Here is a 15,988-nt window from a genome sequence, read left to right on the forward strand (position 1 = left end):
GTGGTCGTACGGACGGCCGTGCGTCCTCCCCCGGGAGGACCCGTCAGGGGCGCACGAGCCCGGTCTCGTAGGCCAGCACCACCAGCTGCACCCGGTCGCGGACCCCGGTCTTGGCGAGCAGCCGCCCGACGTGGGTCTTGACGGTCGTCTCGGCGACCACGAGGTCGGCGGCGATCTCGGTGTTGGAGCGGCCGGCGGCGATCAGCCGCAGCACCTCGGTCTCGCGTTCGGTGAGGCCGGCCAGGCGGTCGTCGCCGGCGCCGGGTGTCGGCGCCGGAACCGTGGGGTCGGGCAGGGCCGCGAAGTGGTCCAGCAACCGCTTGGTGGTGCTGGGGGCGACGACGGCGTCGCCGGCGTTGACGGACCGGATCGCGCCCAGCAGCTCCGGCGGGGTGGCGTCCTTGAGCAGGAACGCCGACGCACCGGCCCGGATCGCCGCGAAGGCGTACTCGTCGAGGTCGAAGGTGGTGAGCACGATGACCCGCGGCGCCGAGGGCTGCTCCAGCAGCCGCCGCGTCGCCTCCACGCCGTCCATCCGCGGCATGCGGACGTCCATGAGGACCACGTCGGCGCGGGTGACGGCGAGGCGTTCGAGGGCCTCTCCCCCGTTGCCGGCCTCCCCCACGACGACCATGTCGTCCTGGGAGTCCACCAGCATGGTGAACCCGGCGCGGACCATCTGCTGGTCGTCGACCAGGAACACCCTGATCGGCCCGTCGTGGTCCGTCTCGCGCGGTTCCGCAGCTGCCTCGTGGTTCACAGCGGGATTCTCGCACTGACGAGCCAGCCGCCGCCGGGTGCCGGACCTGCCTCGAGGGTGCCACCGTGCACGTCGACGCGCTCCCGCATGCCGCGCAGCCCGAGCCCGTGCCCGTCGCTGCCCGCGGCGGCGCCACGTCCGTCGTCGCGCACCTCCAGGCGTACCCCCGCGGGTCCGGTGCGGACCAGCACCTGCACGCGTGCCCCGGGGCCGGCGTGCTTGCGCACGTTCGTCAACGCCTCCTGCACCACCCGGTACGCGGCCAGACCGACGCCGCCGGGGACCTCGGGCCACTCCGCGGGCAGGTCGGCCTCGACGAGGGTCCCGCCCGCGCGCGCCTCGTCGAGGAGGTGCTCGATGTCGGCCAGCACGGGCTGCGGCAGCACGCCGGAGTCGCCCGTGCGCAGCAGGCCCAGCAACCGACGCATCTCCGCGAGGGAGTCCCGACCGGTGGCCGCGACCGTCTCCAGGGTGTCCACGGCCACCTGAGGGTCCTTGGCCGCGGCGTACCGGGCGCCGTCGGCCTGCACCACGATGACCGACAGTCCGTGGGCGACCACGTCGTGCATCTCGCGGGCGATCCGGGCACGCTCGTCCTGGGCGGCCAGCGCGACGTCGCGCTCCGCCATCCGCTGGGCCTGGTCGGCCCGGTCGACGAGCGAGGCGACGAAGCGGTCGCGCTGGCTGCCGGCGAGGCCGAACGCCCACGCGGTGGCCGCGATCCCGGCACTGCTCAGCGTCGGTGCGACCAGGGCGCTCGGGTCGAGCTGGCCGGCCGGCGTGTAGGCGGCCGTCCAGTCGTAGGCCGCGACGAGCGCCGCGCAGAAGGTGACACCGAGCGCGCTCCACGCGGCGGTGCGGCTGCCCCACCGCGACACGGAGTACGCGGCGATCGGGAAGGCGATCTGCCCGACGATCGGCTGGTCGGTCAGCGGCACCTGCAGGGCGCTGGCCGCCGCGACCGCGACGAAGACCCAGGTGGGATGCGTGCGGCGCCACCACAGGGGGGCGATCTGCAGCAGGCAGAGCAGCGCGAGGAGGTGGTCGCCGGCGACGCCGTACCCCAGGACGCTCAGCCCGGCCAGGAGCACCACGAGGGCGCGGTCGAACCAGCGGCTCAACCGGGGACCCATCGTCCAGGGCATCGTGGAACTCACGGGCCCGATCGTAGGTCGCCGGATGCCACCGGACGTCCTCCTGCGGGACGATCTGTGCCCCGCCGTGGCGGCTCCGTACGATGGCGGGGCCATGCCTGTCCCCCTGCCCACCGACGCCCGCGAGCGCAAGCTCCTGCTGGCCGTGGACGCGCCCTCGCTGCTGCACCGCAACCACCACGCGCGGGCCCACACAAGGCTGATGGACCGCTCGCACCGTCCCGCGTGGGCCCTGCACGGGATGCTGCGCCAGATCATCGAGTCGATCGACTCGTTCGCGCCGGACGCGGTGATCTTCGGCCTGGACGACCGGACGGCCTCGGTGCGCTCCGACTTCTACCCCGACTACAAGGGCGGGCGGCCGCCCAAGGACCCCGAGCTGGTGGAGCAGCTGGACCGGGCGGGTTCCCTGCTGGACGCGCTCGGCCTGGCCACCCTGACCCCGCCGGGGTTGGAGGCGGACGACGTGAACGCGTCGGCGGCCACGTGGGCCACCCGCAACGGGTGGGACTGCGTGATCATCACCTCCGACCGCGACTCCTTCGCCCACATCAGCGAGCACACGCAGGTCCTGCGCCTCATCGACGGCGGGATCCACAACTCCCCGCTGCTCAACCCGGCGCGGCTGCACGCCATGTACGGGGTGGCGGCGGAGAACTACCTGGAGTTCGCCGCACTGCGCGGCGACGCCAGCGACAACTTGCCCGGCGTGCCGGGGGTCGGTGAGAAGACGGCTCCGGTCCTGCTCGCCGCGATGGGTTCGATGCAGGCGGTGTGGGCCGACATCGAGCACTGCGAGGGCAGGCACCTCGTGGCCACGCTCGACGACTGGGCGGCCGAGACGGGCAACCGGAAGGTCGGCGCCACGCTCCTCAAGCGGCTGAGTGCACCGGGTGCGCGGGAGCGCTACGAGTTCAACGTGCGGGTGATGTCGGGTCGCGACGACCTCGACCTGCCGATCACGCCCGAGGTCCCGGGGACGCCGGGCCTGCTGCCGCTGGCGATCGACCGGGTCAACCGGGTCGTGGGCCACCTCAACGTGCAGGCCACCACCGACCTGGCCGTACGGGTGCTGACCGCGCGTCCCGCCTCCCAGGACGGGTGAGGCTGACGGGTGAGCCTCAGCCGATCTCGAAGCCGCCGACGACGGTGCCGGGCGGCAGCAGCCGCACCTGCTCGTGGATCTGGCCGAGCACGTTGAGGGCCATCACGAAGTCGGCGACCTCGAGGTTGTCCGCCTCCATCTCGCCGCCGAGCACGGGCGGCACCTTGAACGAGAGCACCTGGTCCCCGTACGGGTACAGGCCCGCCTCGGTGGCCGCCTGCGTCGCGGAGACCATGAGCAGCTCGTCCTCCCCCTCGGCGGAGTCGACCACGGCCTGCAGCGCGTCGAGGTCGTCCCACCCGCGGTAGAGCTCCCCGGTCATGGTGTCGAGGAACCAGTACGCCCCCCGGTCGTCGCTGAGGAACACGTCGCCGAACGCGTTGGTGATCCGCGGCGTGAGGCTGGCGATCGGTTCGCACCACTGCCACGACTCGAGCGCGGCGGCGTACTGCTCGTCACTGAACTGACGGATGAGGTCCACCCGCGCAGCCTAGGTGTCGCGGCCCCGCAGCGAGGCGTTTGCCGGAACTGCGAGGGCCACCAGCGCGACGACCAGGGCGACGACCCCGACCACGGTGGAGTCGGGAGCGTCGGTGAGACGCCCGGCCGCGATCCAGGCCAGCCCCCACGCCATCGCCACACCGATGCCCAGGTTGCCCCGGGTGCGCCGGGCGAGCACGACCGCGAGCACCGCGACGACCGCGAGAACCGCCACCGCCGTCGTGGCGGCGACCGTACGAGCCGGCTCGACCCCCGCGTCGACGAGGACCGCGGTGATGTTGGCACACGTCGCCACGCTCACCCAGCCCGTGTACAGGCCGAAGGTGCCGTCGGTGATCCAGGCGTCCGCCGTGCTCCCGGCGGCGTCGTCGGCCAGACGGGCCACGACGATTCCGAGCACCACGACCAGGGCGAGGATCACGACCACGCTCAGCCACAGCAGGTCGCCGCGCACCGTCAGCAGCCACAGGCAGTTGAGGAGCATCGAGGCCGCCGCGAGCCAGCCGGTCCGACGGTGTCGGGCGGCCTCACGCTGCGTCGGGAACCACTGCCACACGGTGTAGACGGCCAGGCCCGCGTAGATCAGGGACCAGATCGTGAACGCCGGCCCTCCGGGCGCGAGCAGCGTGGCGTCCGCGGCGAGCGCTCCTCCGGCGGCGTCCTCCACCGCTGGCGGCCCGAAGACCCCCGCCCCGTACATCGACCCGACGATGCAGACCACCAGCGACACCGTCACCGCGACCTGCCTGGCACGATCCTGACCGAGTGGGTTCACGGCCCCCACGATCACAGGTCGTCGGGGTCCAGGTCCAGCGTCGTACGGTCCAGGGAGGCGAGCAGGTCCAGCTGGGGGCCTACCTTGGGCAGCTCGAAGGCGAAGAAGTACTGCGCCGCCGCCCGCTTGCCGCGGGCGAAGCCGGAGTCCCCGCTGACGGCGAGCAGCTGCTCGAGCCAGATCCACGCGACTACCACGTGGCCGGCCGCCTCCAGGTAGATGCTGGCGTTGGCCAGTGCGAGCGCCGGGTCGAGCCCCTCCCACAGGATCCCGGTGACCTCGACGAGACGGCCCAGCGCCTTCTCCAGGCTCACCGCGTACGCCTCCGCGTCGCCGCCGGCCTCGCGCCCGCGGGCGGTGGTGGCGAGGATCGTCTCGGCCAGCAGCGCCAGCCCGGCGCCGCCACCGGCGACGACCTTGCGGCCCAGCAGGTCGAGCCCCTGGATGCCGTGGGTCCCCTCGTGGATCGGGTTGAGCCGGTTGTCGCGGTAGAACTGCTCGACGGCGTAGTCGCGCGTGTAGCCGTACCCGCCGTGGACCTGGATGGCCAGGTCGTTGGCGGCCAGGCACCACTGCGAGGGCCACGACTTGGCGATCGGCGTCAGCATCTCGAGCAGCTCGTGGGCGCGGCGCCGCTCGGCCTCGTCGGGATCCGTGAGGGAGTCGTCGACCAGGCGCGCGCAGTACAGGCTGAGCGCGAGACCACCCTCGACGTACGACTTCTGGGCCAGCAGCATCCGGCGCACGTCGGCGTGCTCGACGAGCGGCACCATCGGCGCGGACGGGTCCTTGGCGTCCACCGGCCGTCCCTGCGTGCGGGTGCGGGCGTACTCGAGGGCGTGGCGGTAGCCGGTGTAGCCGAGGGCCACGGCGCCCAGCCCGACCGAGACCCGCGCCTCGTTCATCATGTGGAACATGTAGCTCAGCCCGCGCCCCTCCTCGCCGACGAGGAAGCCGACCGCGCCCGCAGTGCCGCCGGGCGTGTGCGCACCCTCGCCGAAGTTGAGCAGGGTGTTGGTGGTGCCGCGGTAGCCCATCTTGTGGTTGAGCCCGACCAGCGCGACGTCGTTGCGCTCGCCGGGCGACCCGTCGGGGCCGACGAGCACCTTGGGCACCACGAAGAGCGAGATCCCCTTGACCCCGGCCGCGGCGCCGGCGGTGCGCGCGAGGACGAGGTGGACGATGTTGTCGGTCAGCGACTGGTCGCCGCCGGAGATCCACATCTTGGTCCCGAAGACGCGGTAGGTGCCGTCGGGCTGCACCTCGCCGCGCGTGGTGATGTCGCCCAGCGACGAACCGGCCTGAGGTTCGGAGAGGCACATGGTGCCGTACCAGCGGCCGTCGATGATCGGCTGCGCGTACGTCGCGACCTGCTCCGGCGTGCCGTGCGCGACGAGGAGGTTGGCGACGCCGAGGGCGAGGGTCGGGTACGCGACCGCGCCGATGCTGGCGGCGGAGAACTGCGCGGCCGCCGCTTGGGCGACGGTGAACGGCAGCTGCATGCCGCCGTACTGCTCGTCGAAGGTCGCGGCCGGCATGCCGGCGTCGGCGTACGCGGCCAGGGCCTCGGCGAGTCCGTCGGGGTGCACCACGGCACCGTCGTCGCCGACGTACGGCTCGTGGGTGTCGAGGGTGCGGTTGATCGGTGCGAACCGCTCCGCGGCGATGGTGGTGGCCAGGTCGAGGACGGCGTCGAAGGTCTCGCGCGAGTGGTCGGCGTAGCGGGGCCGCGCGGTGAGCGCCTCGACGTGGAGCCAGTCGTGCAGGAGGAAGGCGAGGTCGTCGCGCGGCACGAGGCGCGAGGCGGCAGTCATCGTGTGGTCTCCTTGCGGTCGGCGCGGCGCGACTGGATTCGCTAAGCGCTTGCTTAGTACAGTGAAGCCGAGGCCGGTCGCCGCGTCAACGTGGCACGCCTCGCACGCACGTCACCACCCCGCCAGCACCCCCGCCAGCACCCACGTCGACCCCAGGAGGCCCGGATGGCACCCCGCCCGCCCTCGCCCGAGCGCACCGGGGCGACCCGCGCGCGCCTGATGGCCGCAGGAGTGGCCGCGTTCGGCGCCAAGGGGTTCCACGCCACCAGCACCCGCGACATCGCCGCGGCCGCCGGGATGAGCCCCGCCGCGCTGTACATCCACCACCGCACCAAGGAGGAGCTGCTCCACGCGATCTCCTCCCACGGCCACGCGCTCATCGCCGACCTGGTCACCGCGGCCGTGCAGGGTCCCGGCACCCACGCCGAGCGGCTGGGTCGACTCGTGCACAACTTCGTGCGCCACCACGCCGAGGCGGGTGACGCGGCGCGCGTGGTCAACTTCGAGCTCCGCGCCCTCTCGCCGGAGCACCACCGCGAGATCGTCGCCGTGCGCCGCCGGATCGAGGCGGACGTGACGGCCCTGGTCGAGGCCGGCGCGGAGGCCGGCGAGTTCGACGTCGCCGACGCCCGCCTCTGCGCGACGGCCCTGCTCTCACTGGGGATCGACGTCTCCCGCTGGTTCACCCCCGGGCGGGCGTGGGACGCCGAGCAGGTCGCCGAGCAGTACGCCGGGTTCGCGCTGCGGATCGTGGGCCACCGGGGCGCCTGATCCGCCTCAGCCGGAGACGTCGGCCGCGACCGACACGGCCACCTTGCCGGTCACCCGGCCGGACTCGAGCAGGTCGATCGCCGTCCGGGCCTGCTCCAGCGGCAGGACGGCGTGCAGGTGCGGGCGCACCTGTCCGGCCTCGTACGCCTCGGCGAGCCGGCGCAGGTCCTCGCCGCGCTCGGCCGAGACGAGCATGACGTAGCGCTGCCGGGCCAGGGCCATCCGCAGCGAGCGGCGTACCGGGGCGCCGAAGCCGCCGGTGATCCGCTGGTCCGTCTCGGTGCCGACGAAGACCATCGTGCCGCGCTCGGTGACCAGACGCCGCTGCGTCGCCAGCGGGAGGCCGCCCGCGACGTCGAGGAGCGCGTCGAAACCTGTCCCCGCCTCGGCCACCCAGGCGTGGGGGTCGTCCGCGGCGTCGTGGGCCAGGACCCGGGTGGCACCCCAGCCGCGCACCGACTCCGCCTTGGCGCGGCTGCACACGGCGACCACCTCGAGCCCGCGCGCCACCGCGAGCTGCACGGCCAGGTGTCCCACGCCCCCGGACGCGCCCACCACCAGCAGCCGGCCACCTCCACCGACCTGCGCCGCCTCCAGCGCCTGCCAGGCGGTCAGGCCCGAGACGCCGAGCGCTGCCGCCTCGGCCCACGGCGCGCCCGCGGGTCGCGGCGCGAGCTTGGCGACCTTCGCGACCGCGTACGGGGCGAGCGACCCGCGGGCCATGCCGAAGACCTCGTCGCCGACGGCGAGCTCGGTGACACCCTCGCCCACGGCCGTGACCGTGCCGGCCACGTCGAGGCCGGGGACCGGCTGGCGCGGCGTGCGCCACCCGATCACGGGGCGCACCATGGCGGGCAGCCCGTGCATGAGGTGCCAGGTCCCCCGGTCGACGGCGGCCGCGGCCACCTCGACCAGCACCTCGCCACGCCCCGGCACCGGCACCTCGACGTCGTCGAGCGACCACACCTGCGAGGAGCCGTACCCCCGCTGCACCACTGCCCTCATCCGCTCCGCCACTGCCGCCCCCGTTCGTCCGACGCACCGTGCGCCACTCGTTACCGTACAAAGTACGGTACGGATAGGGTGTCCCCGTGTCCAGTGATCGCGCTCCCCGCAACACGCTGAGCCGCGACCGCGTGGTCGCGGCAGCCGTGGCGCTGGCCGACACCGACGGGCTGCCCTCGCTGACCATCCGCGCCCTGGCCACCGCGCTGGCGGTGAAGCCGATGGCGATCTACCACCACGTGCGCAACAAGGAGGCGCTCCTCGACGCGCTGGTCGACCACGTCTTCTCCCAGGTGCGGGTCTGCCGCGCCGACGCCGAGTGGCGCCAGGAGCTGGGGGCGCGTGCCGCCTCCCTGCGCGCGGCCCTGAACCGGCACCCGTGGGCGTTGACCCTGATGGAGGCGCGCAAGAACCCCGGCCCGGCCACCCTGGCCAACCACGAGGCGGCCCTCGACCTCCTGCGCACCAGCGGCTTCTCCCTGGCCGCCACCGCCCACGCGTACGCGGTGGTGGACGCGTTCGTCTACGGCTTCGCTCTGCAGGAGGCGATGCTCGACCAGGTCGAGCTCGCCGAGGCGCCGGGCGACCTCATCGAGGGCATCGACATGTCGGCGCTGCCGAGGATGGCCGAGTTCGCCACCCAGCACGTGATGCGTCCCGGGTACTCCTTCGGCGACTCGTTCGAGGTCGGTCTGGGGATGGTGCTGGACGGGATCGCCGCCCTGGCCTGAGGTCGTCGCGCCGGTCCGCTGACCGGAACCCGTCCCACCACCCGACGGCCCGCTGGTTGCATGTGCCCATGCCGCAGGCTGACACCGCATCCCTGGCCGTACCCCCGGCCACCTTCTCCGCCATGATCGCCGCGCGTCGCGACGACGACGCGGTGGCCCTGTGGTTCGAGGGCACCTCCTGGACCTGGCGCGAGGTCGTCTCCGAGGCCGCGCGTCGCGCCGGAGTCGCGCAGGCTCTGCTGGCGGACCGGCCAGACGGCTCGCCCCACCACCTGGGCGTCTTCCTGGAGAACACCGCCGAGCACCTCTTCTGGTGGCTGGGCTGCGCGCTGAGCGGCGTGACGTACGTCGGCATCAACCCGACCCGCCGCGGCCCGGACCTGGCCCACGACATCTCCTTCACCGAGTGCGCGGCCGTGGTCGTCGACGCCACCCGGGCGCCCCTGCTGGAGGGCGTCGCGCCGCTGCCCCCGGTCGTCGACGTCGACTCCCCCGCGTACGCCGCCACGCTGGGAGCCGCGGCGCCCGCAGAGCAGACGACCGTGGCCGAGCAGGCGATCCTGTCGCTGGTGTTCACCTCCGGCACGACCTCGGCCCCCAAGGCCGTCATCTGCAGCCAGGGCCGGATGGCGCGCATCGCCGCCACGCAGGTCGAGCGTCGGGCCCTGACCCGCGACGACACGTTCTACGTGGTGATGCCGATGTTCCACTCCAACGCCCTGATGGCCGGCATCGCGCCGGCCGTGGCCACCGGCGGCACCATCGTGCTGCGCCGCAGGTTCAGCGCCTCGCAGTTCCTGCCCGACGTGCGCGCCCACGGCGTCACGTTCTTCAACTACGTCGGCAAGCCGCTCAACTACGTCCTGGCCACCCCCGAGCAGCCCGACGACGCCGACAACACGCTGCGCATCGCGTTCGGCAACGAGGCCTCCGAGCGCGACATCGCCGCGTTCTCCGCCCGCTTCGGGTGCCGGGTGATCGACGGGTTCGGCTCGAGCGAGGGCGAGATCCAGATCGTGCGGACGCCCGACACCCCGCCCGGCTCGCTCGGCGTCTCGGCCCGCGAGGGCACCGTCGTCATGGACCCCGACACCCTCACCGAGTGCCCCCGCGCGGTCTTCGACGACGACGGGGTCCTGCTCAACGCCGAGGACGCGGTCGGCGAGATCGTGCAGACCAACGGCGGTGAGCTGTTCGAGGGGTACTGGAACAACCCCGAGGCCGAGGCCGCCCGGGTGCGCGACGGCGCGAGCTGGTCCGGCGATCTGGCGTACCGCGACGAGGCCGGCTTCTGGTACTTCGCCGGGCGTACGGCCGACTGGCTGCGCGTGGACGGCGAGAACCTCGCGGCCGCCCCGGTCGAGCGCCTGCTGGGCCGCTTCGCCGCGTTCGACGCCGTGGCCGTCGTCGCCGCCCCCGACGACGCGGTCGGCGACCAGGTGTACGCGGTGGCCGAGATGCGCGACGACGTGACGTTCGAGCCAGACGAGTTCGCGCGGTTCCTCGCCGCCCAACCCGACCTGGGCGCGAAGTGGGCGCCGCGCTGGGTGCGGATCGTCGGCGACCTGCCGCGCACCCCCACCAACAAGGTCGTCAAGCGGTCCCTGGACCCGCGTCCCGTCCCCGGCACGCGCGCTGACGGGTCACCGGACCTGTACGTGCGGTCGGGCAGCGCGCTGGAGTACCGCCCCGCCTGACGTGCCTGCTCAGGCCTCCGAGAGGCCCGGCGGGCGGAACGACGCCCGGTCGATGACGACGAAGAGGCCGGACGCCTCCACGCACACCTGACCCTCGTGCTCGATGGTCCCCTCGACCTTGATCTTGCGGCCCGAGCGGCTCAGCACGCGCGAGGTCAGCCGCAGGTCCGCGTCCAACGGGGCCCGCGCGACGTACCGGGTGTGCAGGTTGGCCGTGACGGCCGGCTCGCCCCAGACCTGCACGAGGAAGCCGAGCATGCAGTCCATGAGCAGGGCGCTCACGCCGCCGTGCAGGGAGTCGGTGGGGCCCTCGTGGAGCGAGTTGGCCCGCAGGGTCGCGCTGGCGCTGAGCCCGGTGGGGTCGCCGGCCCGATCCGCCGCCTCGAAGTCCCCGTCGAACTCCAGGGTCACCTCGGGCATGCTCGGGTTGAGCACGTTGATCGTCATCCCTCGCCCGCGCCGGGCCTCCTCGCCCGGCTGGGCGAACGCCGTACGGGTCAGCCGTCCGCTCGAGTCGGCGGAGAGCTCCTCGGTGAGCCGACGCACGGTCGCCATGGCCTCCGCCAGCACCTCAGGACTGGCGGTGCTGAGCCCGACCGCCTGGTTGAGCTCGCGCAGCTGGTGCACCAGCGCGGTGTGCGCCTCGAGCGTCTCGGCCGGGATGTCGGAGAGCTGGCGCCGCGGGACCGCGACGGGAGATGCTGCGGTGTCGGCGTCGGCGGTCCGGGCGGCGGGTGCGGTGTCCACGTCCGGACGCTAGGAGATCACCGGGGCGTCGAGCCGGGCGGTTCCAGCCATCGGGACGATCCACCCGGTGCGTGCGAAGTCCTCGTGCGGAAAGACCCTGACAGCCGTACGATCCAACAAGCCGGCGGCTCTCGGGGGGACGTACGCACCACCGACCGGACCAGGAGCGTGCAGGACAGGAGGACGCCTCAGTGCCGCTGGACTCGGAGGTCCGCACGGACACCTGCCCGCAGGCTGCCGTCGAGGCCCCCGCCGAGCCGACGTCCGCCGCTCCCCCGGCCCACCTGCTGGCACTGACCGGCCTGACCGTCGCTCTCGTCCTCGTGGCTCTGGTGATCTCCCTCGCGGGCGGAGGCCCGGGCGCACTACGGGTCGCCCTCGTCGCGGCCTTGGCCGTCAGCGGCCTCACCGCGTACGCCGCGCTGCGCTGGTACCGGACCGCGGCCCGCGAGCGCGCGGCCGCGGCGGCGGCATTCGACGAGGTGGTCGCCCGCGACGAGAACCAGCCGTTCGGGGAGCCCACCGAGCTCCCGCTGCTCGACACCATCGACACCCCGGTGGTCACGTTCTTCGCCGACCGGTTCCACGCCAACCGGGCCGGCCACCGCCTGCTGGAACGACTCGGGCTCACCGACCTAGACGACTGGCCGGTGTACCAGTTCGAGAACGACGTCGTGGTCGACGAGAAGGTCTTCGGGGACCTGCTCCTCGGCCGCACCGAGGCCCTGATGGTGTGGATCGGCCACCCCGGCAACCGCCGCGCCGCGCTCCTGCTGACCTGCACGGAGGCGCCGCTGAGCGACTACGGCGAGCAGGCGTGGGTGCTGACCGCCCTCGACGTCACCGGGCAGATCGAGCTGTCGAACCACTGGACCACCAAGGTCTCCTCACTGGCCCACGAGATCCGCAACCCGCTCACCTCTGTGCTGGGCCACGTCGACCTCGTCGGCGAGGACCCCACCCTCGACGAGCGCCACCGCAGCTACCTGGAGACGGCGGCCACCGGCACCCGGCGCGCCATCAACCTGTTCGAGGAGCTGCTGGCCCGTGACCCCCGCGACCCGGGCGACCGCACGTCCGGCACGACCGACCTGACCGCGACCGTCGCCGCCGCCGTGGAGGAGTTCCGCGGGCGGAGCGAGCGCCGAGGCCTGCGCCTGGCCGTCCAGGTCGCCCCCGCGCTCACCGTGGCCGGGGACCCCTTCCGGCTCCGCCAGGTCGTCGACAACCTCCTCTCCAACGCGGTGAAGTACAACCACGACGGCGGACTCCTCGACGTACGACTGCGCCACGACGGGGACGCGGTCGAGCTCACCGTCACCAACACCGGGCAGGTGCTGACGCCGGGTGAGACGGAGAAGATCTTCGAGCTGGGCTTCCGCTCGGCCGCCGCCCTGGCCTCCACCGAGGACGGGGACGGCATCGGTCTGGGGATCGCCCGGGAGATCGTCGCCCAGCACGGCGGCACCATCACGGCCTCCACGGACCCGGAGGCCGGCACCACGAGCCTGCGCGTACGACTCCCCGCGGCGGCGGCCGAACCGTCCTAGGCTGGACCCGTACGGCAGTGCCCCCACCCTGCCGGCACCAGGAGTCCGCATGTCCAGGTTCCCCACCGCGGCGACGACGCTCACCCTGCTCGTGAGCGCGGCGCTCGTCCCGGCACCCTCGTCGGCCGCCGCCCTGCCGGCGGAGGCTAGCCTGGTCCGCGTCCAGGACGGCAGCAGCACCGTGGTGGGGACGGCCGTCGCCGACGGCGTCGGTGGCCCTCGCGCTCCGGGTCCAGGCGGCTCCCGGGGAGGCGGCGTCGTACCAGTGGGTCGATGCACAGGACCCCTCAGCGGCCTCACCGAACGCACTGGTCACCTTCACCGACCACGGCCTGCGGGCCCCGCTGACGGCACCGGCGAGCCTGGTCGACGGGCAGCGCGTCACCGTACGCGTCACCGTGAGCAGCGCCGTCGACGCGGTGCCGGCGGCGGGCGCGCGGGTCACGCTGCAGGCGCGTGTCGCGGGTACGACGACCTGGCAGGACACGGCCCGGGCCACGGCGGACGCCGGCGGGAAGGTCTCCTTCCGGGTGCGTCCCCGCCGGACGGTTCACTACCGCACCGTGACCGCCGACGCGCAGTGGTGGCGCAGCCACACGTCGGCGTCCACGCGGGTGCAGAACCTCCCGCCCGGCAAGCCGGTCGTCCTGCCCGCGGCCGCGCCCGAGCCGCGCTCCCCCAAGACGCAGCCGCGGGCGGACAAGGCGGGCGCCGACGCGGTGGTGAGCCGGATCCCCGACGAGGTGTGGAAGGCCATGAAGGGCCGCTCGTGGCGTCGCGGCTGCCTGGCCCGCTCGAAGCTGCGGCTGGTCCGGGTCAACCACTACGGGTTCGACGGGTACCGCTACCGCGGTGAGGTCGTGGTGGCCGCGTCGGTCGCCCGGCGTACGGCGGACGTCCTGACGGCGCTGCACGCCGCCGAGATGCCGATCCGCTCGATGGTGCTGGTGGACCGTTTCGGCTACTCCGAGCGCCTGGGCGGGGCGGACAACTACGCCTCCATGGCCGCCGACAACACCAGCGCGTTCAACTGCCGCGACGTCGTGGGGAGACCCGGCGTACGGTCCCCGCACGCCACCGGCCGCGCCATCGACATCAACCCGCTGGAGAACCCGTACCTGTCGCGCGACGGCTGGCTCCCGCACACCTACTGGGTGGGCCGCTCGCACCCCCGCGTGGCGTGGCGCTCCTCCCGGCACAAGGTGGTCCGGATCATGGCCCGGCACGGGTTCCGCTGGACGTACGGCGTCAGCGACGGGCACCACTTCGACGGCTGAGCGGGCCTCACCGGGTGGCGCGGGCGCGCTCGGCCGCCCAGGCGACCAGGTCGCGGGCCGGCCCCTGCGCGGGGTGCGGACCGCCCGACCACACCGCGTGCAGCACGCGGGTCAGGTCGAGGTCGCTGACGGCGACCGCCACCAGGCGCCCGCTGCTCAGGTCGTCGCGCACGGCGTGCGCGCCCAGGGCGGCAGGGCCGGCGCCGGCGGAGACGGCGGCGCGTACGGCGGCGGTGCTTGACAGCTCGAGGGCCGGCGCGGGCCGCTCGTACGCCGACAGGGCCCGCTCCAGCACGGTGCGGGTGCCGGAGCCGACCTCGCGCACCACCAGCGGCGTGCTGGCGAGCACGGCCGCCGAGACGCGGCGTCGCGAGCGGGTGGCCCACGGGTGCGTGGGGCCGACCACGACGACGAGCTCGTCGGTGCCGACCCGGCGCCGGCGCAGGCCCCGGGGCGCCTCCGGTCCCTCGACGAAGCCGAGGTCGACCTCGCCGGCGCGCACCTTCTCCACGACGGCGGCGCTGTTGGTGGCGGTCATGGTGATCTCGGTCGGCGGCTGGCCGAGCTGCTGCTGGTGGGCGCGCAGGCCGACCAGCCAGCCGGGCAGCAGGTGCTCGGCGATGGTCAGGCTGGCCGCGATCGACAGGTGGGCGCGGCGGTCGACCCGCAGGGCCGCGATGCCGGCGTCCATCTCCTCGGCGGCCTCGACGACGCGGGCCGCCCACTGGGCCAGCAGCTCGCCGGTGGCGGTCAGCTCCGATCCCGTACGGCTGCGGACCACGAGCGACTCCCCCACCAGCGACTCCATGGTGCGCAGCCGCGAGGACGCCGCCTGCTGGCTGATCCCGAGCTCGGCCGCCGCGGCCCCGAGACTGCGGGTGCGCGCGACGACGAGCAGCAGCTCCATGGCCCGCAGGTCTGGCACGCGTGAACCCAACACGGTCACAAGGTTACCTTGTGACAACCCAAGTCTGGTCTCGTTGTGGGGCCCCGAGGCGCGGCGAAGACTGTGGAGCATGACTCTTCGTGTCGCCGTGGTGGGCGCTGGCCCCGCCGGCATCTACGCCGCTGACCTGCTCACCAAGTCCGACGTCGACGTCTCCGTCGACCTGCTGGAGCGGCTGCCCGCCCCGTACGGGCTGGTCCGCTACGGCGTCGCGCCGGACCACCCGCGGATCAAGGAGATCGTCAAGGCGCTGGGCCGGGTCCTGGACCACCCGCAGGTGCGGTTCCTGGGCAACGTCGACCTCGGCGGCGACGTGAAGATCGAGGAACTGCGCGACTTCTACGACGCCGTGGTCATCGCGACCGGCGCCAAGGCGGACCGCGACCTCGGCATCCCCGGCGAGGAGCTGGCCGGCTCGCACGGCGCCGCCGACTTCGTCTCCTGGTACGACGCGCACCCCGACGACCCGCAGCACTGGTCGTTCGGCGAGGGCACCCACGCCGCCGTCGTGGGCGTCGGCAACGTGGCCCTCGACGTGGCCCGGGTGCTCGCCAAGACGGCCGACGAGATGCTCACCACCGACATCCCCGAGCACGTCCACGCGGGTCTCGCGTCCAAGCGGATCACCGACGTGCACGTCTTCGCCCGCCGCGGCCCGGCGTACGCGAAGTTCTCCCCGCTCGAGCTGCGCGAGCTCAACCACTCGCCGAACGTCGAGGTCGTCGTGCACCCCGAGGGGTTCGAGGTCGACGACCACTCGATGCAGCACATCACCGCCAACAAGCAGTCCAAGATGGTGCTGGACACGCTGGCCAACTGGGTGGGCCGCGAGCCCGAGGGCAAGCCGCACCGGATCCACCTGCACTTCCTCGAGGCCCCGGTTGAGGTGCTCGGCGCCGACGGCAGCGTCGTCGGCCTGCGTACCGAGCGCACCGAGCTGGTGGGCGACGGGTCGGTGCGCGGCACCGGCGAGATCACCGAGTGGCCGGTGCAGTCGGTCTACCGCGCGGTCGGGTACCGCTCGGAGTCGCTGCTGGGCCTGCCGTTCGACGAGCGCGCCGCGGTGATCCCCAACGACGGCGGCCGGGTGCTCGACCTGGGTGGCCAGCCGATCCCGGGCACGTACGTCACCGGCTGGATCAAGCGCGGCCCCGT

Annotated in this window: 15 protein-coding genes; 7 read left to right on the forward strand and 8 right to left on the reverse strand. The window is 73.5% G+C overall.

Annotated features, from left to right (window positions below; translation table 11 throughout):
• Positions 1–43 precede the first annotated feature (43 nt).
• Both ACI379_RS09335 and ACI379_RS09340 read right to left on the reverse strand, forming a co-directional pair.
• Complete coding sequence (locus ACI379_RS09335) at positions 44–760, reverse strand: response regulator (protein WP_439791816.1); 717 nt, start codon at positions 758–760, stop codon at positions 44–46.
• Positions 757–1,917, reverse strand: a complete 1,161-nt coding sequence (locus ACI379_RS09340; RefSeq protein WP_439791817.1) for a sensor histidine kinase — start codon at positions 1,915–1,917, stop codon at positions 757–759. The genes ACI379_RS09335 and ACI379_RS09340 overlap by 4 nt, the downstream gene beginning before the upstream one ends.
• Positions 1,918–2,008: 91 nt before the next feature.
• Here ACI379_RS09340 and ACI379_RS09345 point away from each other — a divergent pair, with 91 nt between their 5' ends.
• Entirely contained in the window at positions 2,009–3,019 is a 1,011-nt protein-coding gene (locus ACI379_RS09345) for a 5'-3' exonuclease (RefSeq protein ID WP_439791818.1), read from the forward strand.
• A 16-nt stretch (positions 3,020–3,035) separates the two neighbouring features.
• On the opposite strand, the gene ACI379_RS09350 is transcribed toward ACI379_RS09345, so the two are convergent.
• The 3 genes from ACI379_RS09350 to ACI379_RS09360 are packed head-to-tail and all read right to left on the reverse strand — an operon-like array spanning position 3,036 to position 6,109.
• Positions 3,036–3,500: a T6SS immunity protein Tdi1 domain-containing protein gene (locus tag ACI379_RS09350; protein ID WP_439791819.1), complete on the reverse strand. Its 465-nt coding sequence runs from the start codon at positions 3,498–3,500 to the stop codon at positions 3,036–3,038.
• 9 nt (positions 3,501–3,509) lie between these two features.
• On the reverse strand, positions 3,510–4,295 hold the full coding sequence (locus ACI379_RS09355; RefSeq protein ID WP_439791820.1) for a hypothetical protein: 786 nt from the start codon (positions 4,293–4,295) through the stop codon (positions 3,510–3,512).
• Between the two features lie 11 nt (positions 4,296–4,306).
• Complete coding sequence (locus ACI379_RS09360; RefSeq protein ID WP_439791821.1) at positions 4,307–6,109, reverse strand: acyl-CoA dehydrogenase; 1,803 nt, start codon at positions 6,107–6,109, stop codon at positions 4,307–4,309.
• Between the two features lie 165 nt (positions 6,110–6,274).
• On the opposite strand from ACI379_RS09360, the gene ACI379_RS09365 reads away from it, so the two are divergent.
• A complete protein-coding gene (locus ACI379_RS09365) occupies positions 6,275–6,880 on the forward strand; it encodes a TetR/AcrR family transcriptional regulator (protein ID WP_439791822.1) in 606 nt (201 codons plus the stop codon).
• Between the two features lie 6 nt (positions 6,881–6,886).
• Here the strand turns inward: ACI379_RS09365 and ACI379_RS09370 are convergent, their stop codons facing one another.
• Complete coding sequence (locus ACI379_RS09370) at positions 6,887–7,885, reverse strand: NAD(P)-dependent alcohol dehydrogenase (protein ID WP_439791823.1); 999 nt, start codon at positions 7,883–7,885, stop codon at positions 6,887–6,889.
• 86 nt (positions 7,886–7,971) lie between these two features.
• Here ACI379_RS09370 and ACI379_RS09375 point away from each other — a divergent pair, with 86 nt between their 5' ends.
• Entirely contained in the window at positions 7,972–8,616 is a 645-nt protein-coding gene (locus ACI379_RS09375) for a TetR/AcrR family transcriptional regulator C-terminal domain-containing protein (RefSeq protein WP_439791824.1), read from the forward strand.
• Between the two features lie 68 nt (positions 8,617–8,684).
• Positions 8,685–10,313, forward strand: a complete 1,629-nt coding sequence (locus ACI379_RS09380) for an AMP-binding protein (protein WP_439791825.1) — start codon at positions 8,685–8,687, stop codon at positions 10,311–10,313.
• Between the two features lie 9 nt (positions 10,314–10,322).
• Here the strand turns inward: ACI379_RS09380 and ACI379_RS09385 are convergent, their stop codons facing one another.
• Positions 10,323–11,060: a PaaI family thioesterase gene (locus ACI379_RS09385; protein ID WP_439791826.1), complete on the reverse strand. Its 738-nt coding sequence runs from the start codon at positions 11,058–11,060 to the stop codon at positions 10,323–10,325.
• 191 nt (positions 11,061–11,251) lie between these two features.
• Between ACI379_RS09385 and ACI379_RS09390 the strand changes: the two genes are divergently transcribed.
• Both ACI379_RS09390 and ACI379_RS09395 read left to right on the forward strand, forming a co-directional pair.
• Positions 11,252–12,610 carry a sensor histidine kinase gene (locus ACI379_RS09390; protein WP_439791827.1) on the forward strand — a complete coding sequence of 453 codons (1,359 nt, stop codon included), beginning with the start codon at positions 11,252–11,254 and terminating at the stop codon, positions 12,608–12,610.
• Between the two features lie 212 nt (positions 12,611–12,822).
• Positions 12,823–13,887: a M15 family metallopeptidase gene (locus tag ACI379_RS09395; RefSeq protein ID WP_439791828.1), complete on the forward strand. Its 1,065-nt coding sequence runs from the start codon at positions 12,823–12,825 to the stop codon at positions 13,885–13,887.
• A gap of 7 nt (positions 13,888–13,894) precedes the next feature.
• Here ACI379_RS09395 and ACI379_RS09400 read toward each other — a convergent pair whose 3' ends face one another.
• Positions 13,895–14,812 (reverse strand): LysR family transcriptional regulator, encoded by a 918-nt coding sequence (locus tag ACI379_RS09400; protein WP_439791829.1) that lies wholly within the window; start codon positions 14,810–14,812, stop codon positions 13,895–13,897.
• Positions 14,813–14,903: 91 nt separating this feature from the next.
• On the opposite strand from ACI379_RS09400, the gene ACI379_RS09405 reads away from it, so the two are divergent.
• Positions 14,904–15,988, forward strand: a 1,085-nt coding sequence (locus tag ACI379_RS09405; RefSeq protein WP_439791830.1) for an FAD-dependent oxidoreductase, incomplete at its 3' end; no start/stop codon positions are given.

This window comes from Nocardioides sp. (assembly GCF_051876515.1).
Taxonomy (GTDB): domain Bacteria; phylum Actinomycetota; class Actinomycetes; order Propionibacteriales; family Nocardioidaceae; genus Nocardioides.

What these genes read in the sequence shown, in the direction of transcription:
- ACI379_RS09345 (WP_439791818.1), top strand. Translation starts at nt 2,009, where the DNA reads ATGCCTGTCCCCCTGCCCACCGACGCCCGCGAGCGCAAGCTCCTGCTG.
- ACI379_RS09360 (WP_439791821.1), bottom strand. Translation starts at nt 6,109, where the DNA reads ATGACTGCCGCCTCGCGCCTCGTGCCGCGCGACGACCTCGCCTTCCTC.
- ACI379_RS09365 (WP_439791822.1), top strand. Translation starts at nt 6,275, where the DNA reads ATGGCACCCCGCCCGCCCTCGCCCGAGCGCACCGGGGCGACCCGCGCG.
- ACI379_RS09370 (WP_439791823.1), bottom strand. Translation starts at nt 7,885, where the DNA reads ATGAGGGCAGTGGTGCAGCGGGGGTACGGCTCCTCGCAGGTGTGGTCG.
- ACI379_RS09380 (WP_439791825.1), top strand. Translation starts at nt 8,685, where the DNA reads ATGCCGCAGGCTGACACCGCATCCCTGGCCGTACCCCCGGCCACCTTC.